We start from the raw sequence: 23,417 nt of genomic DNA on the forward strand, positions 1-23,417 counted from the left end.
AAACCGTCACTACGGCCATTCAATCTTCCTTTGCGTGTATGGGACGATGAGCGGTTCAATAGATCGCGGCACCAGCGCCGACGTTGATCGAGGCATCCTTTATCGTCTCCACGATGAACTCGATCTGGTTACTCGTGAGATGGGCGTGAAACGGCAACGCCACGGCGCGATCGGCGATCTTCTCCGTGACCAGGAAATCGGCACGCCGATAGCCGAGATCAAAATACTGGCGCTGCAAATGCAATGGATGGCAATAAGCGGCGGCTTCGACCTGCTCGACGCGCAGATCATCGACAATGGCGTCGCGGCTCGATCTCGTGAAGCGGGTCCCGAGATGGACGAGATAGAGGAACCAGTTCACCTCGGTCACATCGGGGCCGATATAGGGCGGCTTGATGCCCTCAAATGATTGCATGTGCGCAGTGTACAGCTGCTCGATCAGCCGGCGTCGCTCCAGGATGTCATCGAGGCGCTTTAGCTGCGCGAGCCCCAACGCTGCAGTCAGATCGCTCATTCCGGCTTGGTAAGGTGCCGCGCTGCCGACGACAACGGAGGAGCGCTCATCCAGCCGGTGCGCGCGATGGCGACGCAAGCCAACGGCCACCTCGATATCGTCGCTCACCACCATTCCGCCTTCACCACAGCTTAAGGCCAGCGGCTGGGCAAAGTCGAACACCGCGATATCGCCAAAGCGGCCGACGAGTTCGCCCTTGTATCTCGATCCGATCGCCTCGCTGGAGTCCTCCAAAAGCGGCAGTCGATGGCGCTGCGCGATCGCGCGCAGTTCCGACCATGGCGCCGGATGGCCGTTAGGATTGCCGGCAATTATCGCCCCTGTGCTGGGGGTGATACGCTCTTCCACCTTCGCCGGAGCCAACGCGCCCGACCAATAATCGACGTCGGCAAATACCGTTCGTGCACCCGCAAGACGGATGGCATGGACTGTCTCACGCAACGAATAGGGCGAGGCGATCACCTCCTGTCCGGGCCCGATGCCCAGAGCCTTCAAGGCAAGCAGAAGCCCGAGCGTGCCGCTCGGGACGGCGACGGCATATTTGCGGCCAAGATAGGTGGCGAAAGCCTGCTCGAATGCCTCGGTAACCGGCCCATTGGAAATTCGCGGCGAACACAGCAGCGCTTCCACGGCAGAGAGTTCCGCGAAGGTGATATCGGGGTCGGAGAGCGGAATGAAGGATCCATCCTCCTCCACCGCACCCGTGACGACGTCATGACCCGTGGCTAGTCCAAGGCCCGTCACCGCCCGGCATTCCTTTTAGCCAGCACGATGCCGATCGCCCGCGTCGGGTCGGCCGTAATCTGCATGCAGTGGTCGGATCCATCGACCAGATGCAGGTCAAAACGCTGAAAGCGCCGGAAGGGCTGCTCCGTGACGTCAGACGCATCACAGCGTACGCAGGCGAGCTGCGGAAAGCGGCGCCGCAGTTCGACAACCGGGCCTGTATCGGCATCAGCTGACGCAATTAGCCGTTCGATTTCGATCAGGTCGTCGGGGCCGAGCGCCATTATGGCTCCTGTATGACTGGTCCAGAACGGACATCATTGCCAGAACAGCCGCTCTGGATCCGCGTTCAATTCGTCGAGTGCTGAGGCCAGCCGATGGTAAATGCTGTAGAATTCCCAGATTCCTCGCGCGTGATTCTTGAAGAACGTCTTCCAGGCCCCACTCGCGACATCATAAAGGATCAGCGCGACATCGATCAGGCCGCCGTCCCTATCGATATTGCCCGAGCAGCAGGGACTCTCGATGAGATAGCCCCCTCTTACTGGCGTCACATGCGGCGAGACAAAGCGATAGCGCTTGCGCGAGTTCAAGGCGCGCTCGATCCGCTTGCGATCGACCTCGTTCGGGTGAGGGATCAGCCCGACTACCTTTCTCATCACCGCGGCATTCATCGCCAACGCCTCCCTTCAGATCGCTTTGATTTCGTCCTCAAAACAGCCGATGATCAGGTGCTCACCGAAATCCACGAGATAGATCGGCACGTTCGCTTCCGTATGCATGCGGACCCGGATGATCTCGCCGACCCGTCCGGCGCCGATCAAGACCCCATCTGGCGGCGCATCGGGAAAAGATTCGTCATTAATGACGTCGATCGCGGTTTTGACGCGCTGGCCTGATCGATATTTCGGAACGGCCGACTCAATCATGACAAGGCCTCTTCCTCCGGCAATGGCGGATCATCAACCTCTTCGCCCGGACCAAGCGCATCGAGTTCCTTTCGCTTCATGCCAACGCGGTAGCCGCTTTCAAGGAATGCGACGCCGTAGATATAGAATTGCTGCAGGAACGTGCCGATGGAGACGACGTGACCAACCTCGCCTTTTTTGACCAGAACCTCGCCGATCTCCTTGCCGGGATAGGTACCGTCATTGCGGATTGAGCGGTTGGCGCGCACCTTTTCACCAAAGCTGAAGCAAGGAGGCCCGCTTAGCTCGACCACGTCACTGTCGCGGACGATGTTGTTCATGCACCCATCCCTTGCGGACTTTTAAGGACGAGCTGCCACGCGCGCGCAAGCTAAGCGAATTGCCCGCTGCACCAGATTCATCGGTAGCTTTCCTCTTCTAATGGGCGGCCTGTGCGATGGCCGGACGGAACGCCCGGCTCGGCGAAAGACAGGTCGATGACGGGGAGCAGCGTCGGCCAAATCCATGGGGACACAGCCGCGCAGCAAGCAGCGTTCGGCATTGAGAAGCAATGTTCGGCCATTGCGCTCGGCGACTTGCTCGCCGAGCCGTGGGTGCTGGCGCGACGCCGATATCGGCGAACAATCGCAAGCGAGCGCCTTCTATGACGGCGAACGAAATTCGGAATCTGGGTGCCAGCAAGGCGCAGCAGCAAACTTGCAAGCTTTTCAGCGCCCGATCGAAGCGTGACGTTCATGGGCCTCTCCGATTTAGGCCGACGCCTGGCGGCGCGGCCATGAGGTGTCGACGACGCAGGTGTCGTCGACCGGACAAACCGCAACACATTGCGGCTCGTCGAAATAGCCGACGCATTCGGTACATTTCTTCGGATCGATCATGAAAGTTCCCGCCTTCTCGGAGATTGCAACGTTCGGGCATAACGGCTCGCAGGCTGAGCAGCCGGTACATTGCGAAGCGATGATCTTGAACGGCATTCGCTATCTCCTCACGCCGCCGAGGTCAGTGCTTTCTGGCGGATTGCCGCGTCATCGCGTTTGACGTGCAGGATCTCACCGCTTTGCAGCTTGTCGAGATAGCAGCGGAACCAGGCGATCGCCGACTTCTCGATGAACTCATGCGCGTATTGATCGACCGGCTCGATGCCGGCCTTGATCAGATTGCTTTTCGGGCAATCGCCGATCTTGGCTACGAACACAGCATGGCAGTCCTTGATTGCGCCGATGATGTTTGAAAGCCTGTCCTCCTCGCCGTGTCCGCCCTGGCAGTAGACATCGGCTCTGCGGTGGCCGACGAATTTGGCGCCGGATGTCGAGAGTTCGTACACTTGGAACTCCTTGGCATGCCCAAAGTGCTCATTGATCAGGCCCGAGCCTTTGGTTGCGACAGCGACCAGAAGCGTGATCTCGCTCTTCCGGCCGGCGAGTTCCGCAAGCTCCTCCCGCTTGGCCGCGACCTTAGCCGCGCGCTCATCCTCAACCTTGGCTTGATAGGCTCGACGCATTTCAGCGTCATAATTGACGTCCATGGCCATGATCCCCTCGCTGCTGAACTCCGCGCTGCGATCCTCTCCGAGCAGACCGACCGCGTCGGCACGACACTGGCGGCAATGCCGCATCACGTTCGTCTCACCTTCGCAAGCATCTTGCAGCGCCTTCAATTCCTGCGCCGTCGGGCCCCGCTGACCGTTGAGGCCGAATACGGTGCCATGCTCGGATGCGGAGATCAGCGGCATGATGTTGTGCAGGAAGGCACCCCGTGACTTCACAACTTTGTTGACCTCGACCAGGTGCTGGTCGTTGATTTCAGGGATCATCACCGAATTGACCTTGCACAGGATGCCCCGCTCCGTGAGCATCTGAAGACCTTGCAACTGGCGATCAGTGAGTATCTTCGCGGCTTCGATGCCGGTGTAGCGCTTGTGGTTGAAGAAGATCCACGGATAGATCTTGGCGCCGATTTCGGGGTCGATCGTGTTGATGGTGATGGTGACGTGGTCGACCTTGGCGCGAGCGATGCTATCGACGTAGTCTGGGAGTGCCAGTCCGTTGGTCGATAGACAGAGCTTGATGTCGGGCGCCGCCTTGGCGACCAGCTCGAACGTCTTGAAGGTCTTTTCCGGATTGGCCAAGGGATCGCCGGGGCCGGCGATTCCGAGCACGGTCAGCTGCGGAATGCTGGTCGCGACCGCAAGCACTTTCCTCACCGCCTGTTCAGGAGTGAGCTTCTCGCTCACCACGCCCGGACGCGATTCATTGGCACAGTCGTATTTGCGGTTGCAGTAATTGCACTGGACGTTGCAGGCCGGTGCCACCGCGACATGCATGCGGGCGTAGTGATGATGCGCCTCTTCGCTGTAGCAGGGATGGTTCTTCACCTTTTTCCAGATTGTCTTCGGCAGATCGCCCTGGCCGGCCTGTGATCCGCAGTTCGTCTTGGGGCCGCCGGGCGAGGTGCGGCGACCCTTATGCTCGGCGATCTCGCCGATATACTCCGCAACTCCGGTACGTCTTCCGCGCCCCGCGACCGCGTTCATATTCAGTTCTCCCTGGACGGCGAATAGGCTTCTCAGGACCAGCCCCGAGCGAGCCACAAGGAGAGCAGTTAGCAACCCGTGTGCCATCGCGGCCGGCGCTGCTATTTCTGATCCGTGTCAATGACTTAAAAGACGCGATCGGCGTTGTTGCAGATATAGCAATGATGCTGCCACATGTCGGAACTCCGACACACATCACGCGCGCGATCTCGCTTTTGCTAAAGTGCCATCTCTTGGCATCATTGTGTCCAAGCGGGGTATTCCGCACGAGGACGAGGACGCGATCGTGGCGCGACCGAGACGTACAACAGCCGAAAAGCTTCGATGTGGTTGCCGACGTGGCCCACCAACCGGCCGTGCCTGCGGCGTCAAAGCCCGATCCACGCCTCGTCAATCTGGTCCGGCTGCTGGCGCGACAGGCCGCACGTGACTTTGTTCAAGCCGAAACAGACAACCGGACGCGAGACCGCCTCCCGGAGTAAGGAGGTCGCCTCATGAGGGTCGCGCTCTACGCCTGCTACTCGCCGGATAACCAGCGAGACGCCTCGGTTGAGGATCAGTTGCGGGTCTGCTGCCTTGACGCCGAAAAGCAGGGTTGGAGTCGTCGACGGCTATACCGATCGCGCGATCTCCGGCGTGTCGTTGCTGCGCCCCGGCATTCAAGAGCTGATCGACGACGCGATTCGCGGCAAGTTCCTTATTGTGCTGGCCGAAGCGATGGATCGCCTCTCACGCGATCAGGAAGACATCGCCGGACTGTTCAACCGCATGGCTGTCGGTGGGGTGCATATCGTCACGCTGTCCGAAGGCGACGTGCCGCCTCTGCACGTCAGTCTCAAGGGGCACGATGAGCGCCCTCTTCCTGAAAGAGCTGGCCAACAAGACGCGCCGTGGGCTGCTCGGCCGCGTCGAGGACGGCAAGTCCGGCGGTGGATTGTGCTTCGGCTACGATGTGGTCAAACAGTTTGCAGCGAATGGCGAGCCGATCCGCGGCGATCGAACGATCAATAAGACCGAGGCCTGCCGTTTTCCGCCGCATCTTCGTTGATGGGAAAGTCGTCCCGCGCCATCGCTTTTGAGCTGAACAAGGAGGGTGTGTCGGGGCCGCTCTTTCGGAGATGTGGCAGGCCGACTTGGCGCGCGCAAAGCGTGTTGTCAAACGATCGCTCCGCTGGCCCCGGTCAGGTGCCCGGGCGTTGGAGAACTGCGGCGCGGTCAGCGAGTACGATAGCGCCACAGGTAAGTTTACCACTCACGTGAACAGTTCGATGTCCAACTACGTTGGATGGCTTCTGGCTGTCACGCTGGGCGTGCCAGTCCACCAGCTCAACATCATTCCGACAATCGCTGGCGGCAGCTTCGGCTCAAAGCTCTTTATTCACAAGGTGCCGGAGATCTCGGTCGTTTCGGCGGCAAAGCCAATCATCTCGCGCGGCAGGTTGGCGTCTGGCGCCTTCTCCACGAGCGCGAAGGTTTCATCATCTTGTCATCGGCGGTTCCTCGAATCGGGTTGGTGCCAGCAGCCCGCCCTACCGGCGAATTGCCGATGACCACCGCAAAGCCGTCCGCCCGCTACGGCGCTATTTGAGGGCGCGCGTGCGGATAGCTTTGCTGTACCGAGCTACACGCATCGCAGGGGACACGACCCTGTTCTTCTGAGGGCGAATGAGGCAGCATGTTCGGTAGCCACATGATAGCAGCCGGAGCCTTGATCTTGAATCCTTCATCATTCGTCAACGCGCATTACCGGGTTTGACAGTCGTCGTCCCGGCGCATTCTTCTGATATTGGCTCTCGCAGAGAGATGGTTGATGAACACAGCACGAGCCCAGCGGTTCGCTGGCATTAGGTCCGACGCTTCCGAACGAGACGCCGGCAAGCTCTCAACCGGCACAGGATCGAAGCCTTGACCGGGGCGCGCGCGAGCTTCGATGCCTCGCCGGCCAGCGAACCATCACTGGACGAAATCCTTGACGCCTGGGCTGGCGCGGACGGACAGGACGAAGCCGAGAACCGGCAAGCGGCGGCAAGACGAACGAGGACCTGGCGGGCGGCTGGCGATGTGGATGGGCCGCTGAATCTGTCACGGCTGTCCCTGACGGCCTTGCCCACCGCGCTCCCAGAGGAACTCCAGGATCTCAATGTCGGCAACAATCGGCTGACCAGTTTGCCTGCCGCGCTTCCGGAAGTGCTCCAGACACTCAGGTGCAACGTCAATCAGATAGTCGGCGCGCCCTCCTGTCTCCCGGCTCCGCTCCGAAGCCTCTCTGCCAATCACAACGCGCTGAGCAGCCTGCCCGATGCGCTCCCGGCAGGGCTCCGGGAACTCGATGTGCGCGTCAACTATCTGACCAGTCTGCCCGACACTCTGCCGGCGCAGCTCTCGCGTCTTGTGGTCGGTAACAACCGGCTGACCAGCCTGCCGGCAATCCTCCCACCCGCTATGCGGGCGCTCTATGTCCACCACAATCGACTGACTGATCTGCCCGACACTCTCCCGGCTGGGCTTGTATGGCTGGATGCCAGTCGTAATCAGCTGACCAACCTGCCCGAGCCTCTCCCAGCCGGACTCCAGACGCTCAACGTCGGCCGCAACCAGCTAACCAGCCTGCCTGACACCCTCCCGCTCCGGACGCTGCACGTCAGTCACAATCGGCTAACCAGTCTGCCTGAGACACTCTCGGCTGAGCTGCAAAACCTCGTGGTCAGCAATAATCAGCTGACCAGCCTGCCGGAGGCTCTTCCAGCCGGGCTCCGGACGCTCGAAGCCGCGCACAACCGGCTGACCCACTTGCCTGAGACCTTGCCGGCCGGGCTTGAATCGCTCGACGTGAGGGGTAACCAACTGACCAGCCTACCGGAAACTTTGCTGACGCAGCTGCGCCCCTGGTGCAGGGTCGACCTGGACGACAACCCGCTGCCCGAGCGGGTGCTGACGAACCTTGCAACGGTCATCAATGCGCCGGGCTACGTCGGTCCCCGAGTCTTCTTTTCGATCGGCGGAGAGGCCGGGCCAAGTCAGCCGCCACCGTTGCACGCAGTCGTGGCGGATTGGGTTGGCGGCGAGCCGGAGGTGATGATGACCTGGCAGGGGTTCGCCGAAGAAGAAGGGGCTCAGGAATATGCCCTCTTTCTCGACCGGCTCAGACGCACCGTGAACTATGGCAACGCCGCGTTTCGGCAAGCGGTGACTGAGGATCTGCAGCAGGTGGCAATGAGGCCACGATTGCGCGAGCTGTACTTCCAACAGGCCTTGGGGGCGAGCGCGAGCTGCGAGGATCGCATCACTTTGGCCTGGAACCAGATGCAGAGCGCGCGCCTAAGCGCCGATGTCGAGGACGGGGCGTATGATGATCGGCTCGACGAACTCCTCGAGCAGGCTCGTGTCCTGTTCCGCTTGGGCGTACTCGACCGGATCGCCCGCGAGAAGGTCAGCTCGCTTCGGTTTGTTGACGAGATCGAGGTCTATCTCGCCTATCAGGTCAAACTGCGCGGGCGGCTGGAGTTGCAGCTCCTCGCCCCGGACATGCGCTTCTTCGCCGTGTCCTATGTCACCGACGCTGACCTCGCTGTGGCCGAGACGCGGGTGCGGCATGAGGAGGCAACGCAGTTCGACGACTATCTGGCAACCCGCTGGCAACCCTGGGAGACGGTGCTGAGCCGCATCGAACCCGAGGCTCACTCAGCGATGCAGGAACGGCTTCTCAAGGCGATGGAGGAGGAATTCCCCAACCGCCTGCAGCAACGGCTCATAGCCGATGGCCTAACTGGCGACGAGGCCGAGATACAGCTCGGAGCCCTGATCCGCGACCAGATCGCCTCTGAGATCAAGGGCGAGCTGACGCGCCAGGTGCGCAGGAACCGCGGCCTCTAGAGATCGGTGAAGTCGGCGATCCACTTCTGGTTCGGACCCTCGGCCGCGAACCGCCGGTCCAACAGGTTCACTGGCACGGTCTCGATGTGTCGATCGCCACTATGCTTCGGCAAACGCCAGTGTCCGTGCCGCGGCCTATGGTGGCAACCGATCGATCTCGTCGCCAATGTTCGCGATCAAAACGCTCGGTCGGAGTCGGCGATAATCGTGTCGGCCGAACCAACGATCGCCGCCGGAACTGAATTGCCTGTCATTGGATCGGTCAGCATGGCACGGCCGTCTTGCAACCGCCCCCCTCGCTCGCTGCAACGGGCAGCTGAATTCGTCTCGTTGCGCGCGACTACGTCCATGCTCACTGCCTTCCGCTCCGCCCCTCCCAGGCCATTGATATACATGTTTGGTGGCAGCGAGAGATACCGGTTCCGGGCCCCATTCATTCGCCGACTGAGGGCGCCCAGAATCCCGCTCAACCAGGGCCACACCTATCGCCCCTCTCTCCCGACAGCTCGGCCGGCGTCCTCGGCTTGAACTTGGCAGCGCCGGCTAGTTGGCAAGCAATAGCTCGATTGCGCGCGGGAGCTCAATCGCGAGTGGCATCAAGCCTTGCGCGGCGAGAAAGCAGAGTTCGTTGCGCGAAAGCGCTTGTGGATCGACAATCACGTAATGGACGTCGGACGAGCGCTTGGTGATCTGCCGCGCATAGGCGCGTAACAGCTGGTCATTGAAGCGACAGCCGATGAACAGAAAGCTCCGCCCGGTCCGCCTCTCCTTGATGATGTCGGGAATCGGCGTTTGGATGTCGATCTCCGTCAGCACCTCGACATAATCGGCGTCGGAGATCAGGAAGTTTTTGGCCGGCTCTACGCTACCATGCGGCTTGTACAGCACCGTCGCCCAATTGCCGGCCACGGCACCGTCGACCTCCTGGCCCGCCGAATCATAGAAGCGATAAAAGTGGTCCGTATAGAGGCCGGCGCGGCTGACGCCCTGCACCTCGCCCCATCCGTCACGCTCGCCGAGCGCCGCACGCATGGCGCCGTCGTACCAAGCGTCGACGATCATCGGCGGCGATAGAGACGCAAGATGATAATGCAGCGCCGTCGGCTCGACCGGTACAGCAAAGGCCTGAGCCATTAACCTCGTCAGGGTGAGACGATGTTTGTTACTCTCGATATATTGCGCCGATGCCCACACATTGCCCTTGGCCCGGCGCGGCAGTGCAATCTTGGTGGCAAAGAAAGCGGCCAATGCCTCAGGCGTCGTCGGCACATCCGGCCGGGACAATTCGGCAAGGCCAGGTCCAAGGTAGGGAATAACGCTGCCCGCACTCAGCCTGGCCGCCAGTTCAGTGAGAATCGCCTCCGTATCGGCTGCGCTGGTAAAATCGATGCGCGGAGGCGCCTTCATCGGTCGTTACCATCCTCGCCGCGCTTCCTGGCGTTGATCGTGATCGGCAAGGGCGTGTCGCTTGCCATCTCGGGCAGGTCGAGTACCCAGCCATTGGCGATCCTGATCCAACCGCCCCAAAGCGTCTCATACTCGGACTCCACGATCGGCTCTTCGAGATCTTTCTTCGGCACGTAAATCGACAAACCTGCGTCCGGAGAGCGGCGGATCATGATCTTCATGACGTCAACTCCCTGGACTGCAACGCATCGCTGGGTGGATTTGAATACTCCCGCGACATGGCGCGCAGCTGAGTCACGATGTCGGACAGTACGTGCACGACCTCGGCGACCTCTTCGACCGTGGTTTCACGCGACAGGGAAAAGCGCACAGCCCCGCGCAGGCTCATTGCCGGCACGTGCATGGCGCGTAGAACATGCGATGGGTCCAATGCGCCGGAGCTGCAGGCCGATGCGACCGAGGCTGCAATGCCGGCACGATTGAGATGATGCACAATGGCTTCGCCCTCGAGATGCTCGAAGGCGATGTTGGTCGTGTTCGGTAGCCGGTTGCTGAGATCGCCGAGCACTGAGCAACCGCCATTGTGCAGGATGGCCTGCTCCAGGCGATCGCGTAAGCCACCAATGCGAGCGCGCTCCGGCTCGAGCCGTTCCGCCGCAAGCTCTGCAGCTTTGCCAAGACCGACGATGCCGGGGATGTTCTCGGTCCCCGCGCGGCGCCCGCGCTCCTGCGATCCGCCCCAGATCAGTGGTCTGAATTTTGTGTCTTTGCGCAAATAGAGCGCGCCGACGCCTTTGGGGCCGTGCAGCTTGTGGGCGGACAGCGACAGCATGTCGATAGCACTGTCACTCAGGTCGATGGCCACCTTGCCTATGGCCTGCACCGCATCGGTGTGAAACAGGGCGCCCGCCGCGCGCGTCAACCCGGCCAGGAACTCGACCGGGAAGATCGTGCCGGTCTCATTGTTGGCCCACATGACCGACGCAATCGCCGTGCGAGGTCCAAGTGCCCTGCGGAACGCCTCGATGTCGAGCCGGCCGCGCGAGTCCACGCCGATCACATGGGTCTTGACGCCCTTTGTCGCCAATTGCTCGACCAGGGCAAGGATGGCGGAATGCTCGACGGAAGTGGTGACGATCTCGTCGCGCCCGTCCTGGGTCGCAAGCGCAGAGAGGATGGCGGTGTTATTTGCCTCGGTCCCGCCGGAGGTGAAAACGATCTCGTGATCGTAGGCACTGCCTAACAATCCCTGCAAGCTGCGGCGCGCCTGCTTCACGGCCTTCGCGACCTCGCTGCCAAAGGCGTGAGCGGAGGAAGCATTGCCGAATTGCTCGGCGAGGTACGGCAACATGGCTTGCGCGACGGCGGGATCCGCTCGCGTGGTGGCATTGTTGTCGAGATAAATCGGCATTCAGGCCTCGCTCAATCCCGCGCCTTGGCCGCGGCGGCCAGGGGGATCAGGCCGACGAATTTGCCGAGCTTTCCGATCAGCTGCGCCTGAATGCTTTCGAGCGTCCTGCCAGAAAGCTTGCAGAGCATGGATGTTCTGGTCGGCTTGACCATGCTCCGGCTGCGGCCAATCTCGACCAGACGGCCATCGCTACTATGGCATTGCGGATTGGGTCGGATCTCCTCGATCACCGCGCGAATGAGTTGCTCCCGATCCGTCTCAGTAAGCAGCGGATGCTTCAGTGGCTCGGGGATAAGCATGCTTTGTCCCTCGTCATCAGCTGAACGATTTGCCGCAGGAGCAGGTCGAGCCGGCGTTGGGATTATCGAAGGTGAATCCCGAGCCCTCCAGCTTCACCACGAAGTCGATGGTCGTGCCGGCGAGGTGATCACAACTCATATTGTCGACGAAGACCCTGATGCCGTCCCGCTCGATCACGGTCTCGTTTGGCTTCGCCTGCTCGGCCAGGTCCATTGCGTATTTGAACCCGGCACATCCACCGGCCTCAACCATGATGCGCAGACCGCGCGCTGGCTGCGCCGACGTTGCGAGCACGCTCTTGACCGCATTCAACGCGCTGTCTGTCAGATTGATCATCACTCACCCTCCACTTAACTGAGCTGGCGCATGCGAATTGGCAATTCGCATGCCAGCCCGCCGTGTCTGACAATACTGGCCTTTTCGGACCGCGCCGTTTGCTTTGCAACGCATGTCGGCTTCCTGACAAGGGTATGGACGGCGCGGCGGCGAGCCGGCTGGTTCCTCATGGATTGCGCTGCTCCAGCATGAGGCGCGTCACGGCAGCGAATTTGCATCGCGCCTCGTGCCGGCGGCCCGGCCCGGTGATCACGTTCGACGAGGACGATTCGCATGACGCATATGCCCGAAGAACCAGAACGCTCACCGGGGGTTTTGATGGACCCGGTCTGTGTAGACGCTGAATCCATTCAGCTTGTTTTTCATAATGACGACGACACGCCTGTCGGTTTCGTCGTGCGCCTGCTGCGCGAGGTATTCGGAAAGCAGCAGCGAGATGCCAGTGCACTTGCCGAGTTCGTCTGGCAGCAGGGCAAGGCCGTCTGCGGCCCCTACCCACCCTCAGTTGCGAAAGCGCTGATAGAGGAAGCACAGAATCGCATTCGCGCCGCAGGATTTCCCTTGCTGATCACGAGTGAAGCCGCGGGCAAGGCGGACACAGCCGACCTGTCCGATGTGCAATTCGAATACGCCTGTGATGCGCTGGACTGGCACTTTTTCGATTTCCTGCCCGGAGAACTCGCCACCACGGTGCGGCACCTGCCGACCTACATGCGCGCCGATGTTCAGGTCGCTATCGACAAGCTTTTTGCCGACCCAATCCGCTTCTTTGGCGCGTATGAACGGCATTGGGATGAGGCGCTTTCATTCGCTCGAATGAAACGCCGTGGATCTGATGCGATTTCCCTTGTGCCGCCGCAATTTGACGAGATCGATACGGGCGAGATGGCGCCAGTCAAATGCTTGCGTAACGGCTTGTGGCTTTGCCAAGCGAGCGAATTCCCCTACGCCGTCGTGCTCTCCCATGATCGCGAATTTGGCCGCGAGGCCCTGATCCGCATTGAAATAATCGTTCCTGCGCGCGATACCGGCGACAGCTTCGTGCAATGCTGCTTTGATGAACTAGAACGGACCATCCACTCTGCATGCTCTTATCGTGGCAAGATCATCTCGCTCGACGGGGGCGCGGATTGCCCTGGCCGCATCAGAGGTGTGACGGTACATCGGCTGCCGAAGGTCAAACGTGAGGACGTCATCTTGCCCGAACGGGCACTCAAGCTGCTCGATCGCAGCGTGTTGGGCTTCGTCGATGCGCGCGATGCACTCCGCCGGCTCCGCCAGTCGACCCGCAAGGGCATTCTGCTCTATGGCCCGCCCGGCACCGGCAAGACCCACACGGTCCACTATCTCGCCACTAACCTGCCGGAATACACCACGCTGATCATCACCGCCGATCAGCTCGAGCTGCTGAGCGCCTATATGGCACTGGCGCGCCTGCTGCAACCGACAATGGTGGTGATCGACGATGTCGATCGGACCGCGAGCAACCGCAGCATTTTGGCAGCATGCGAGGTGTCCCTGCTGAGCAAGCTGCTCAATGAAATGGACGGCTTGAAGGAGGACGCCGATATCCTCTTCGTGCTCACGACCAACCGCCCCGACCAACTCGAGGTCACCCTCGCCGATTGCCCCGGCCGCATCGACCAGGCGATCGAAATGCCGCTGCCGGATGCAGCCAGCCGCGGCAAGCTGATCCGGCTTTACAGCGGAGGCCTGCCGCTTGAGGGGGAGATCATTACCGAGGCCGTACGCAGCACCGAAGGCGCCAGTGTCACTTTCATCAAGGAATTGATGCGGCGCATCACGCAATCAAGCATTGCGCGTGACGGCGGACATTCAGTGATCACAGCCGATATCCACGAAGCGCTCGATGATATGTTGTTCGTCGGCGGGCGGCTCAACGCGAAGCTGCTCGGCGGCTCCCAAGCGATGGCTGCTGGGGCTCGAAGCGGGGCGACTGGCGCAATCGAATCGCCTCGGAAGTCAAGGAAAGCGCGGCATTAAGCCTGCCGCCCATTGGCTCGCCCGCAAACTCGCAAGAGGAGGACACCGAGCGCGGCCGCCAGGGCTGAATGGGGCTCCTCCAGTGCGCTGGCGCACCAAACCGTAAAGCACTGCAACAGAAAACGACCAGTTTCACGACCGAACCAAACAAGGAGCAGATCCCATAGCCGTAGCCCACGCGGTCCGACAATGCTTACATTTTCGAAGCACTGACGCTGCAACGCGCGTCGCGTTTCTGACGCTGTTGTTCGGCGATCGCGGCCCACTTCCCGCATTTTCTCCAGGAATACCCCGATGAACCGTCGCGCTTGCAACGGCAAGACCTTTGCATTGCCTGTCTCGCCGGCAAAAAAGTGTCCGGCGATCAGCTCAGATTGAGGACGATCTTCATGACTGCAATCGAGAACACCGCGCTCGGCCGGCTGGAGAAGGAGGGGCGCCTGCTCAACGCCGTACTCAAAGGCGGGACCACCAAGCCGGGCCGGTTTGGCTTCCGCGGCGATATCGCGCTGAAGTTCCAGGCCCAGCTCGCGGACGAGAAGCGGCCGCCGGACTATTCGATCGAGCAGGTTCTGACGGTTGCGCAGGAAGGGGGAAGCACTATTCCGTTGCTGGCCGGCTATCTGCACTCCCTCGCTTATCTTGCTGACGTCGCAGACGTGCTTGACGGGGCGCTCAGCCCGGAGGGTCGCTACTTTATATTCTGCAACAACATTGACCTGTTGGCGAAATACCGAATCAAGCTGGGCAATGTCACCTTCCACGTGCTGCCATGCGATGAATCCACAGTCTGGAAGGAGATGATGGACCTGGTCGGGATCAACAAGGATGACATCAAGAAGCTCGACGCGGGCGGCAAGCTCGACTACCTGCTCGATGCGGCAAAGGATCTCGATGCGTCCTATGATGAGATCTCTTACCAAGACGGACTGAAGCGAATGGCGCCTGTGAAGAACCGCAACGAGAACCGGCCGGTCTGAGCGCGCAGTTTCAGCTCTCGCCGGCGGGATCCTCCTCGACAAGTCGCACGCCGACGACGCATATGTCGCCGTCCAGAACCGTCAGCGCGACCGGCGTGAGCTCTGCGCCCTTACAAGGGCCGTCGACGCAGCGGCCAGTGCCAAGCTCGAAGGTTGAGCCGTGCTTGCCGCACATCAGCCGGATTCCATATGGATCGAGGAACTCGTTGCGCTCCCAGTCCAGATTGACGTCGTTGTGTGGGCATTTGTTGAGATAGCCAAGCACCTTCTTGCCCCAACGCACCACAATGATGGACCACGGCCTGTGCTTGCCGTCCTCGCCGACGATCATGAGATGGAAGCCCATGGCCTGGCGGCTTGGAATGTCGTTGAAGCCGCAAATCGCATAGACGGTATTGGGCTGCACCCCTTGTTTGATCACCATACACCTCACATTGATCATCCTGCGATCAGGCCTGCAGGAATCGCAGAGCCGCGGATCGTCCACTTTTTAGGAACCCGCAGCGTCCGAAATGGCGTCCGCACCCGATTGGACCAGGGACACGGTCGACCAACCGCGCGAGCATTCGCGCTGTCTCGCTCCACCGCAGACGCAGCTCCACGGCTGCCACGGAAATTGATCTTCGGGCTTTTTTCCGGCTAGTTGCTGGACCAGCCCAATTCGCACTTCGGCGGCAAATGAGATTCTTCAGTGTTTGCGCGAACCATCAAGCTCGCGGCCCTCAGATCCCAGCACTCCACGACATGGCCGGTATCGAAAGGTGCTGCGATCTTCGTAAAGCTGCACCATTGCGGCGTTCATCTTGCCCACGCTTAGCCTACTTCTGGGAGAGGCGGACATAGGCCGCCTCAAGCCGCTTCCGCTGCAGCGGAAACGTGGGTCTGGCAATTGGTCGGACAAACCCTGGCGCAGGCGCCGCAGCCGATGCAGGCGCCCTGGTCATTCATGACCATGATTTTCTTCTCAACCTCATCATCATCATCATCGAGGTCGACAAGTTCGCCCTCCTCGTTGATGCCCTTCAGGGTCATGACATCACGACCGCAGACCTTAAAGCAGCGGCCACAGCCGATGCACTTCTTGGCATCGATCGCGCTCAAATAGTCCGGCGTCCAGTCGCGGCCATCGCGCGTTGCAAATGACATGATGGGGATCCCCTCTACGCCTTTTCCAGCGCCTTCAGGTCCTGGCTCCTGCGCTCGAGTTCGGCGTAGGCATCGTGCGCCCTCTGGGCCACCGCCATGATCGAAGTCCAGTTGACGGGCAATTCTTCCGAAAGATCGTGCAGATCCATTTTGGCCTGCAGCGCTCTGGACGACAGCTTCTTCAATTCTGCTAGCAGTATCTCTCGATCGCTCATGCGCGGCCCTCAATAGTTCGCCACATCAGGAAATTTCCTGATCATCTTGATTCCGTCCCGGACATACTTGTTACCTTCATTCGCAAGCTTTGCGAGATTGTCGAATCCGAAGCGATGCACATCCCGCAGCTGCTTGTTCACCGCGATCAGCCGGCCCCCAATCAGCACCATGCGACCAAAGCCCTCATGGTGCATCTTCAGCATCGGCTGGATCATCACGTCGGTCGCCTTCTCGATCGAAAGCGCAACGGCATTGAAGAACAGCTCCAGCCGCCAGACCGTATCGGGATCGGGATCGCCAACGATCGGCAGTGCACGTCGCTTCTCCTTGTCCAGGATATAAGGCTCGAGGAGGTCGAGATCGCTCTTGCCGGCCCAGGCGCCGCCCATGTCCTCAGCCCGCCAAATCCTGACCAGCTCTTTGACGAATGGTGCATCGAACCCGCCAGCGGGTTGCATTACGTCTGCAGCCTCGGTCATGTGATCCTCATTCGTCGAAATCGAATGTACGCTTTTGGTCCTTGGCCAAGGCTTTGCGCAGCCATGGCGGCGGCGTCCCCTTCAGCACGCGCTCGAGCTTTTCCAGCAGTGCCTGGATACTTTCGGGCTTGTTGACCCTGATGGGATGGATCTTTCTGGCCACCACCCGCGCAGCGCCGGAGCCGCCGATGGCACCGACATAGAGGATGGCGCAATCCTTGATCGCCTCGATCTTGGGCTCCAGCTTGTCCTCGTCGCCGTCTTCCTTCAGTTCGCCGTCGAACTGGACCGCCTTCAGAAATACGTGCCCGCCTGGCCCGACATCGTAGACGGCGATATTCTTCGCCCAGCCAAAATGCGCATCGACGCGCCTGAGATCTTGGGTAGCGAACGCAACTTTCATGCAATCGACCTCTCTGTTGAGTCGATGGAGCTTCGGCGGCCGCCCCTTAACGGCAGCGTCGAGTTCCGCCAGCTATCAGGCGTCGGCGCATGATTTTCCTCGCGGTCGGCGATCACCAGGTTGGCGATATCGAAGATCAGATCGCGCGTGCCCCGATAGCCGACGGATAGCTGATGTCCTGACCCGAGCCGATCAAACATCGGAAAGCCCGCCCGATAGAATGGAATCTTCAGGCGTGCCGCGGCTTGCCGACCATGCGAATGCGTGATCAGCAGATCGCAATTCCTGGTCCTGGCAAGCTCTTCCAGATCCTCCAGATCGCCGATCTGCACCTCCGTGGCCTTGATCTGCTCCAGCACCGCCGACTGCGTGGTCGTCACGGCCGCCGTCACCTGCGCGCCCATCTCGTGCAGCATGCTGGATAGGTCAAACAACAGGTCAGGCTCTGCACCGATCGCAAGTCTGCGGCCGCCGATCTGGAAATGCGCGTCCAGCATCGCATCGACGAGCTGCCCGCGCTGACGCCGATATCTCGATGGCACAGGGCGGCCGCTGATCTCGCTCAAAAAAGCGATGAAGTCATCATTGGGAATCAGGCCGCATAGTCGTTCAAACAGCCGAAAAGGCACCCCTGTCTTGGCCTGCATGGCCTCTGCCGCCCGCCGCATCTGCGCACCGATCGCAATCGTCCAGCCGGCTCGGCCCATGCGCGCGACGTCATCGATCCCAATGCCGCCGATGGTCGTCGGAGTGAACTGATCGGGGATATGCCCATCCAACGAACCCGCCAGATCGGGCAGGAAGGATGGCTGCAGGCCGAAATCCTCAAGGATAATCCTCAGTTCGTCGAGATCACCCGGCGTGAGGTGACATCCGGGAAGGACATTCACCTGCGCAGGATTGCGCTCGGCCCCGGTCGCGGGCGCCTCGACCAGCACCTCGACCATGCGCGCGACCGTCTTTCCCCAGCCGTCCTGGAATGCGTCCTTGAAGTCGGGCGTCGAGACATAGACCAGAGGAAGCTTGGCGAGCTGCGGATGCTTCTCGCGGATCAGCTTGATGTAGGCGTCAACATCGTCGCCGTTGGTTTCCGTCACCCCGGTCGAGCAGATCCCGATGATCTCCGGCTTGGCGCGATTGTGGATATTGAGTATCGCCTGCTCGACATTTTCATAGCCGCCGAGCACCGTCGTTACCTCGCTCATCGCTGTGGTCTGCAGCGGCACCGGCTCCTTGAAATGCCGCACGAACAGTGTGAGCCCAAAGGACGTGCATCCTTGCGGGCCATGCAGAAGCGGCATCGCTCCGCGAAGCCCCATGAAGGCGAATGCGCCCCCGATCGGCTGGCTCATCTTGAGTGGGTTGACCGCACAGGCCTTCTTCGGCGCGGTGACAAGGACCATGACGCCACCCTATTCCGCGGCCTGCAGCGTGGCCGGCCACCAGGAGATCGGCCTGCCCGCCAGGATGTCCTCGATCCGGCGTCTGCAGCAGCCACCGACCGCCGGGGTGTGCTGTGTGACCGCTTCGACGCTGGTCAGGTTATGCGAGCGAATCGCATCCTCGATCGTGCCGAGGTCGACCGTGTTGCAGAAGCAAATCCTTTTCGCGCGCGGGGTCTTCTGCGTCAGTGTTCGATCGGCGACGATCTCAATCGGCGGCACGTCGAGCTGCGCCATCGCCCTGGTCTGCCAATTGTCGGCACGACCGTCCCACGGCGCCGGTCGACGCAGTTGCTCCCACATCGGGTTGAACAGCGCTTTGTCGATCTCCTCGACCAGCTTGACGATCCCGACATAGCCCATATAGGCGTGGCAGCGCTCCTGGTTGATATCGAGCCAGGGCATCGCCGCTTTCAGCGCGACGAACTGCGACTTGCCGCCCGAGAGCATGATGTCCGCTTTCGCGTCCTTCAGCATCTTGTACATTTCGCGCGGCGTCATGTCCTCGATCATGTGGGCGTCCTGCCCCATCAACTGCTTGATCCGCTCCTTGTCCTCTTTTGTGGATTTCTTCACGCTGGTTCCGACCAGTTCGAGCCCGGCTTCCTGCAGCGCGGCAACGACCGACCAGGACTTGACGCCACCGGTCATCAGCAAGACCTTCTTGCCCTTGAAGCGCGGCCTGTACGGCTCGATTGCGGCCCTGGCCCGCGCTTCCTCACGCGCGATCACCGCCTCGGTGCGCCCGATCAGATCTTCCGGTGCGCCGCGCTCGACCAGGAGCCGCGCAATCTCGCGCAGTGCGTCGCTGGAGTCCTGGATGCCATAGAACGAGCCTTCGAAGAACGGGATGCCGTAACGCTCCTCCATCTTGCGCGCGACATTGATCATCGCCCTCGAACATACCATCATGGCAGCGCGTGCCCGGTGCGAGGAGGCGACTTCGTGATATTTGCCGTCACCAGCGATGCAGGACAGGATGCGGATGCCGAGTTCGTCAAACAGCGGCTTGACCTGCCAAAGCTCACCGGACAGATTGTATTCCCCGATCAGATTGATGTCGTAGGGCGTGGTGTAGTCCGGCTCTTGCGTTCCGATAACATGCTCGAGCAAGGCCTCGCCGGCCAGCTTGTTGCCGAGGTTCTTGGAACCGACGAAGCCCGGCGAATTGACGGGGATAACCGGCTTGCCGAATGTTTGCGACGCTGCCTTACAGACTGCGTTGATGTCGTCGCCGATCATGGCGGGAACGCAGGTCTGATAGACGAAGATGGCCGGCGGGTCGCACTTGTCGATGATCTGCTTGATCGCCTTGTAGAGCCGCTTCTCGCCGCCAAATACAATATCGGTTTCGGTCAGATCGGTCGTGAATCCAGTGCGCCACAAGTTCGCCCCCGATGATGCCGAGCCGCGATTGTCCCACGAATTGCCTTCGCAAGCGATCGAGCCATGCACCAGGTGGGCAACGTCGGTAAACGGTTGCAGCGCGATCTTGGCGCCGTCGAAGGCGCAGCCGCCGGCGGCGCTGCCGGGCTGCAGCTGCCTGGTGCAGCCCTTGTTCCGCTCGGCCTGTGACTTGTTGGCATTCTTGGCGCAGCCCGGCTCGTTGAAGACATCTAGCACCGTGGCTGGTAGCGAACTCATCCGTCTTTTCCTCTCACGCTATCTGCAAGGCTTGATGTGTAAGGCTTGCCCATCCTGCGTTCTGCCACCGCCGATATTGTCCGGCGATGGCACGCGCGTTGCTCGTCATCAACGAATGATGTCGAAGCTAAAGTCGGTCTTGCCTAGAACGTTCGTCTTCTTGTCGATCTCGTCGAAGATCTTGTCGAGAATCTTCACAAGCACGTTCATGCCGCCCTGATAGCTCCACACCGGCGAGCGGTGATGATGATGGCGATCAAAGATCGGGAAGCCGATGCGGATCAATGGCGTGCCGGTGTCGCGTTCCAGATACTTGCCATAGGTGTTTCCAATCAAAAAATCGACCGGCTCGGTGAACAACAGCGAGCGCATGTGCCAGAGATCTCGCCCCGGATAGGCGTGGCAGTTTTGCCCGTAAGGCGAGCTCCCAAATAGCGTCCGCATTTTCTCGCCCCAGGCCTTGTTGCCGTTGGTGGACAGCACATGCGTTGGTTCGGCGCCGAGTTCGAGCAGGAAAGTAGCCAACCCATGGCAGAGGTCCGGATCGCCATAGATCGCAAACTTCTTGCCATGGATGTGCGCGCTGGAATCAGCCATCGCGTCGATCAGGCGACCGCGCTCTCGGGCGAGTTCCTCCGGGATCTCCTTGCCGCTGATGCGCGACAACGCCATCAGGAATTCATCCGTTGCGGATACGCCCACCGGATAGTTGAAAGCCAGGACCTCCTGGCCATGGTCGGCGATGAACGGCAGCGTCTTTTCCGTGCACCACTGCTGCATGGAGATCGTTGCCTTGGCGTGAAGCGCGTTCGCGGCGTCTTCCAGCGAGGTGCCGCCGTCATACATCCGGAACTCGCCGTCTGTCGGTGTATCGAAAACTTCGGAATTGTCGGCGAGGATGGTGTATTCGATACCGATCAGTTCGAAAATACGCTTGATCTCGCGAAGGTTGCCGACTGTATAGCCGTCGAAGCCACCGATGAGGTTGATCTTGCGGTTCGGCTTGCGCTCGAGCTTGTCTGCTGTTCCGGCCTTGCCGTCCCAAAAATGCTCCAGGATCCCCTTGAGTGCATTGTCATAGCCGGTGACATGACTGCCGACGAACGCCGGCGTGTGCGCGAACGGGACGTCGAAATCCGCCGGCACCGAGCCTTTTTCCTTCGACGTCTTGATGAAGGCGTTGAGGTCGTCACCGATCACCTCCGCCATGCAGGTGGTGGAGACCGCAATCATCTTGGGCTTGTACATATTATAGCTGTTGGCGAGCCCATCGATCATGTTGTTCAGGCCGCCGAATACCGCGGCGTCTTCCGTCATCGACGAGGACACGCAAGAGCTCGGCTCCTTGAAGTGCCGCGACAGATGGCTGCGGTAATAGGCCACGCAGCCTTGGGAGCCATGCACGAAAGGCAGCGTGCCCTGGAAACCGACGGAGGCGAACACCGCACCGAGCGGCTGGCAGGCCTTGGCCGGGTTTATCGTCAGAGCCTCCCGCGCGAAGTTCTTTTCGCGATATTCTGATGTCTTCGTCCACTCCTTGACGCATTCGACGTCGGTAGGATCGCGAGGGTTCTCAAACATCTTCTTGTTGTCCAGCATCTGCTGGTATTCCGGCCCGCGAAACAGGTCGAAGTGATCGAGCACATGGTCTGCACTCTGCACCATGGTAAAAGCCTTTCAGGTATCGTGATAACGTCGTCCCGTCTCTAGGCAGAGAGCAGGCTTGTTTGCGTCATTCTGCGGCCAGGAGCTGCGGTCTTGGGACGTCCTTCCAGGGCGCCTTCAATTTCTTCCAGATCGGCGAATTGACCGCCATGTCCATGTCGCGCGCGAAGATCGCAAACCCGTCATAGCCGTGATACGGGCCCGAATAGTCCCAGGAGTGCATCTGCCGGAACGGCACACCCATCTTCTGGAACACGTATTTTTCCTTGATCCCCGAGCCGACCAGGTCGGGCTGGATCTTCTCAACGAAGCGCTCGAACTCGTAGCCATTGACGTCGTCGTAGATGAGCGTGCTGTCTTTCACGTAGTGCTGGGCGGTGCGCTGGTAGTCATCGTTGTGTCCGAACTCATATCCGGTACCGACGACTTCCATGCCGAGGTCTTCGTATGCGCCGATCACATGACGCGGACGCAATCCGCCGACGAACAGCATAACCGTCTTGCCCTCCAGGCGCGGGTGATATTTTGCGATCACAGCGTTCACAAGCGGCTGGTACTTTTCGATCACCCGCTCGGCGCCCTCCTTGATCTTGTCGTCGAAATAGCCCGCGATCTTGCGCAGTGATTCTGCGATCTTTGCAGGCCCGAAGAAGTTATATTCGCACCAGGGAATACCGAACTTCTCTTCCATGTGGCGCGAGATGTAGTTCATCGAGCGATAGCAATGCAGGATGTTCAGCTTTGCCTTCGGCGTTGCCTCGAGCTCGGCCAGCGAGCCGTCGCCGGACCATTGGGCAATCACGCGCAGGCCGATTTCCTCCAGCAGAATTCGAGACGACCAAGCGTCGCCACCAATATTGTAATCGCCGATGATTGCGACATCGTAGGGGGTCGGCGCGAACCTTGGCTTGCTTTCCGGGCCACCCTTGTCGAAGATCCAATCACGCACCGCGTCATTTGCGATATGATGGCCAAGCGACTGCGATACGCCACGGAAACCCTCGCAGCGGACCGGCACGATGGTCTTGCCGCCGAATTCCTTGGACTTCGCTCTGGAGACCGCCTCGATGTCATCGCCGATCAGGCCGATCGGGCATTCCGACTGGACGGTGATGCCGTTGTTGAGCGGGAACAGCTCCTGGATCTCATCCATGACTTTGATGAGCTTCTTGTCGCCGCCGAACACGATATCCTTTTCCTGGAAGTCGGAGGTGAACTGCAAGGTCACGAAACTATCGATGCCCGTCGTACCTACGTAATAGTTACGGCGCGAGCCCCACGAATATTGGCCGCAGCCAACCGGGCCATGGCTGATATGAACCATGTCCTTGATCGGCCCCCAGACCACGCCCTTGGAACCCGCGTAGGCGCACCCGCGAATTGTCATCACGCCGGGTATGGATTTGATG

The 23,417-nt window shown here is 60.4% G+C and carries 27 protein-coding genes and 1 pseudogene; 6 read left to right on the top strand and 22 right to left on the bottom strand.

What is annotated here, in order from left to right; translation table 11 throughout:
- Positions 1 to 55 precede the first annotated feature (55 nt).
- The 8 genes from QMZ05_RS25605 to nifB all read right to left on the bottom strand — a co-directional run bounded on the left by QMZ05_RS25605 (position 56) and on the right by nifB (position 4,702).
- A complete protein-coding gene (locus QMZ05_RS25605; RefSeq protein WP_353703295.1) occupies positions 56 to 1,210 on the bottom strand; it encodes a DegT/DnrJ/EryC1/StrS family aminotransferase in 1,155 nt (384 codons plus the stop codon).
- A gap of 44 nt (positions 1,211 to 1,254) precedes the next feature.
- The gene (locus QMZ05_RS25610) at positions 1,255 to 1,524 is read right to left on the bottom strand and encodes a hypothetical protein (RefSeq protein ID WP_353703268.1); all 270 of its coding nucleotides are present in this window, start codon (positions 1,522 to 1,524) and stop codon (positions 1,255 to 1,257) included.
- A gap of 33 nt (positions 1,525 to 1,557) precedes the next feature.
- The gene (locus tag QMZ05_RS25615; RefSeq protein WP_353703269.1) at positions 1,558 to 1,914 is read right to left on the bottom strand and encodes a DUF3024 domain-containing protein; all 357 of its coding nucleotides are present in this window, start codon (positions 1,912 to 1,914) and stop codon (positions 1,558 to 1,560) included.
- 15 nt (positions 1,915 to 1,929) lie between these two features.
- Positions 1,930 to 2,169 carry a nitrogen fixation protein NifZ gene (locus QMZ05_RS25620; RefSeq protein WP_353703270.1) on the bottom strand — a complete coding sequence of 80 codons (240 nt, stop codon included), beginning with the start codon at positions 2,167 to 2,169 and terminating at the stop codon, positions 1,930 to 1,932.
- Positions 2,166 to 2,489, bottom strand: a complete 324-nt coding sequence (locus tag QMZ05_RS25625) for a nitrogen fixation protein NifZ (protein WP_353703271.1) — start codon at positions 2,487 to 2,489, stop codon at positions 2,166 to 2,168. The genes QMZ05_RS25620 and QMZ05_RS25625 overlap by 4 nt, the downstream gene beginning before the upstream one ends.
- Before the next feature lie 77 nt (positions 2,490 to 2,566).
- On the bottom strand, positions 2,567 to 2,905 hold the full coding sequence (locus QMZ05_RS25630) for a hypothetical protein (RefSeq protein WP_353703272.1): 339 nt from the start codon (positions 2,903 to 2,905) through the stop codon (positions 2,567 to 2,569).
- A gap of 13 nt (positions 2,906 to 2,918) precedes the next feature.
- Positions 2,919 to 3,143, bottom strand: a complete 225-nt coding sequence (locus QMZ05_RS25635) for a 4Fe-4S binding protein (protein WP_353703273.1) — start codon at positions 3,141 to 3,143, stop codon at positions 2,919 to 2,921.
- Between the two features lie 11 nt (positions 3,144 to 3,154).
- The gene (nifB, locus tag QMZ05_RS25640; protein ID WP_353703274.1) at positions 3,155 to 4,702 is read right to left on the bottom strand and encodes a nitrogenase cofactor biosynthesis protein NifB; all 1,548 of its coding nucleotides are present in this window, start codon (positions 4,700 to 4,702) and stop codon (positions 3,155 to 3,157) included.
- 636 nt (positions 4,703 to 5,338) lie between these two features.
- On the opposite strand from nifB, the pseudogene QMZ05_RS25645 reads away from it, so the two are divergent.
- From QMZ05_RS25645 to QMZ05_RS25660, 4 genes and pseudogenes are all read left to right on the top strand, one after another.
- Positions 5,339 to 5,452 (top strand): annotated as a pseudogene (locus QMZ05_RS25645) (recombinase family protein); the annotation flags it as partial.
- A 97-nt stretch (positions 5,453 to 5,549) separates the two neighbouring features.
- Entirely contained in the window at positions 5,550 to 5,750 is a 201-nt protein-coding gene (locus tag QMZ05_RS25650) for a hypothetical protein (RefSeq protein ID WP_353703297.1), read from the top strand.
- A 70-nt stretch (positions 5,751 to 5,820) separates the two neighbouring features.
- On the top strand, positions 5,821 to 6,252 hold the full coding sequence (locus QMZ05_RS25655) for a molybdopterin cofactor-binding domain-containing protein (protein ID WP_353703275.1): 432 nt from the start codon (positions 5,821 to 5,823) through the stop codon (positions 6,250 to 6,252).
- Positions 6,253 to 6,607: 355 nt separating this feature from the next.
- Entirely contained in the window at positions 6,608 to 8,575 is a 1,968-nt protein-coding gene (locus QMZ05_RS25660; RefSeq protein WP_353703276.1) for an NEL-type E3 ubiquitin ligase domain-containing protein, read from the top strand.
- Positions 8,576 to 9,118: 543 nt separating this feature from the next.
- On the opposite strand, the gene QMZ05_RS25665 is transcribed toward QMZ05_RS25660, so the two are convergent.
- The 5 genes from QMZ05_RS25665 to QMZ05_RS25685 are packed head-to-tail and all read right to left on the bottom strand — an operon-like array spanning position 9,119 to position 12,029.
- Complete coding sequence (locus QMZ05_RS25665) at positions 9,119 to 9,982, bottom strand: SIR2 family protein (RefSeq protein ID WP_353703277.1); 864 nt, start codon at positions 9,980 to 9,982, stop codon at positions 9,119 to 9,121.
- Positions 9,979 to 10,203 carry a putative nitrogen fixation protein NifT gene (nifT, locus tag QMZ05_RS25670; protein WP_353703278.1) on the bottom strand — a complete coding sequence of 75 codons (225 nt, stop codon included), beginning with the start codon at positions 10,201 to 10,203 and terminating at the stop codon, positions 9,979 to 9,981. The genes QMZ05_RS25665 and nifT overlap by 4 nt, the downstream gene beginning before the upstream one ends.
- Positions 10,200 to 11,393 carry a cysteine desulfurase NifS gene (gene nifS, locus QMZ05_RS25675; protein ID WP_353703279.1) on the bottom strand — a complete coding sequence of 398 codons (1,194 nt, stop codon included), beginning with the start codon at positions 11,391 to 11,393 and terminating at the stop codon, positions 10,200 to 10,202. Before nifS ends, nifT begins: the two co-directional genes overlap by 4 nt.
- An 11-nt stretch (positions 11,394 to 11,404) precedes the next feature.
- Positions 11,405 to 11,692 (bottom strand): hypothetical protein, encoded by a 288-nt coding sequence (locus QMZ05_RS25680; protein WP_353703280.1) that lies wholly within the window; start codon positions 11,690 to 11,692, stop codon positions 11,405 to 11,407.
- A 16-nt stretch (positions 11,693 to 11,708) separates the two neighbouring features.
- A complete protein-coding gene (locus tag QMZ05_RS25685) occupies positions 11,709 to 12,029 on the bottom strand; it encodes an iron-sulfur cluster assembly accessory protein (RefSeq protein WP_353703281.1) in 321 nt (106 codons plus the stop codon).
- 273 nt (positions 12,030 to 12,302) lie between these two features.
- Between QMZ05_RS25685 and QMZ05_RS25690 the strand changes: the two genes are divergently transcribed.
- On the top strand, positions 12,303 to 14,033 hold the full coding sequence (locus QMZ05_RS25690) for an ATP-dependent Clp protease adaptor ClpS (protein ID WP_353703282.1): 1,731 nt from the start codon (positions 12,303 to 12,305) through the stop codon (positions 14,031 to 14,033).
- 389 nt (positions 14,034 to 14,422) lie between these two features.
- Complete coding sequence (locus QMZ05_RS25695) at positions 14,423 to 15,013, top strand: hypothetical protein (RefSeq protein ID WP_353703283.1); 591 nt, start codon at positions 14,423 to 14,425, stop codon at positions 15,011 to 15,013.
- A gap of 10 nt (positions 15,014 to 15,023) precedes the next feature.
- Here the strand turns inward: QMZ05_RS25695 and QMZ05_RS25700 are convergent, their stop codons facing one another.
- The 9 genes from QMZ05_RS25700 to nifD form a co-directional block, all read right to left on the bottom strand.
- The gene (locus QMZ05_RS25700; protein WP_353703296.1) at positions 15,024 to 15,455 is read right to left on the bottom strand and encodes a Rieske 2Fe-2S domain-containing protein; all 432 of its coding nucleotides are present in this window, start codon (positions 15,453 to 15,455) and stop codon (positions 15,024 to 15,026) included.
- A gap of 407 nt (positions 15,456 to 15,862) precedes the next feature.
- Positions 15,863 to 16,159: a ferredoxin III, nif-specific gene (fdxB, locus tag QMZ05_RS25705; RefSeq protein ID WP_353703284.1), complete on the bottom strand. Its 297-nt coding sequence runs from the start codon at positions 16,157 to 16,159 to the stop codon at positions 15,863 to 15,865.
- A gap of 14 nt (positions 16,160 to 16,173) precedes the next feature.
- Positions 16,174 to 16,374, bottom strand: coding sequence for a CCE_0567 family metalloprotein (locus QMZ05_RS25710; RefSeq protein ID WP_353703285.1), 201 nt, complete (start codon positions 16,372 to 16,374; stop codon positions 16,174 to 16,176).
- A 9-nt stretch (positions 16,375 to 16,383) separates the two neighbouring features.
- Positions 16,384 to 16,854 (bottom strand): NifX-associated nitrogen fixation protein, encoded by a 471-nt coding sequence (locus QMZ05_RS25715; RefSeq protein ID WP_353703286.1) that lies wholly within the window; start codon positions 16,852 to 16,854, stop codon positions 16,384 to 16,386.
- A 7-nt stretch (positions 16,855 to 16,861) separates the two neighbouring features.
- Complete coding sequence (nifX, locus tag QMZ05_RS25720) at positions 16,862 to 17,257, bottom strand: nitrogen fixation protein NifX (RefSeq protein ID WP_353703287.1); 396 nt, start codon at positions 17,255 to 17,257, stop codon at positions 16,862 to 16,864.
- The gene (gene nifN / locus QMZ05_RS25725) at positions 17,254 to 18,660 is read right to left on the bottom strand and encodes a nitrogenase iron-molybdenum cofactor biosynthesis protein NifN (RefSeq protein WP_353703288.1); all 1,407 of its coding nucleotides are present in this window, start codon (positions 18,658 to 18,660) and stop codon (positions 17,254 to 17,256) included. Before nifN ends, nifX begins: the two co-directional genes overlap by 4 nt.
- Positions 18,661 to 18,669: 9 nt before the next feature.
- The gene (nifE, locus tag QMZ05_RS25730) at positions 18,670 to 20,343 is read right to left on the bottom strand and encodes a nitrogenase iron-molybdenum cofactor biosynthesis protein NifE (protein WP_353703289.1); all 1,674 of its coding nucleotides are present in this window, start codon (positions 20,341 to 20,343) and stop codon (positions 18,670 to 18,672) included.
- A gap of 108 nt (positions 20,344 to 20,451) precedes the next feature.
- Positions 20,452 to 22,008 (bottom strand): nitrogenase molybdenum-iron protein subunit beta, encoded by a 1,557-nt coding sequence (nifK, locus tag QMZ05_RS25735; protein ID WP_353703290.1) that lies wholly within the window; start codon positions 22,006 to 22,008, stop codon positions 20,452 to 20,454.
- Between the two features lie 67 nt (positions 22,009 to 22,075).
- Positions 22,076 to 23,417, bottom strand: a 1,342-nt coding sequence (nifD, locus tag QMZ05_RS25740) for a nitrogenase molybdenum-iron protein alpha chain (RefSeq protein WP_353703291.1), incomplete at its 5' end; no start/stop codon positions are given.

Source organism: Bradyrhizobium sp. INPA03-11B, assembly GCF_040446015.1.
Taxonomy (GTDB): Bacteria; Pseudomonadota; Alphaproteobacteria; order Rhizobiales; family Xanthobacteraceae; genus Bradyrhizobium; species Bradyrhizobium macuxiense_A.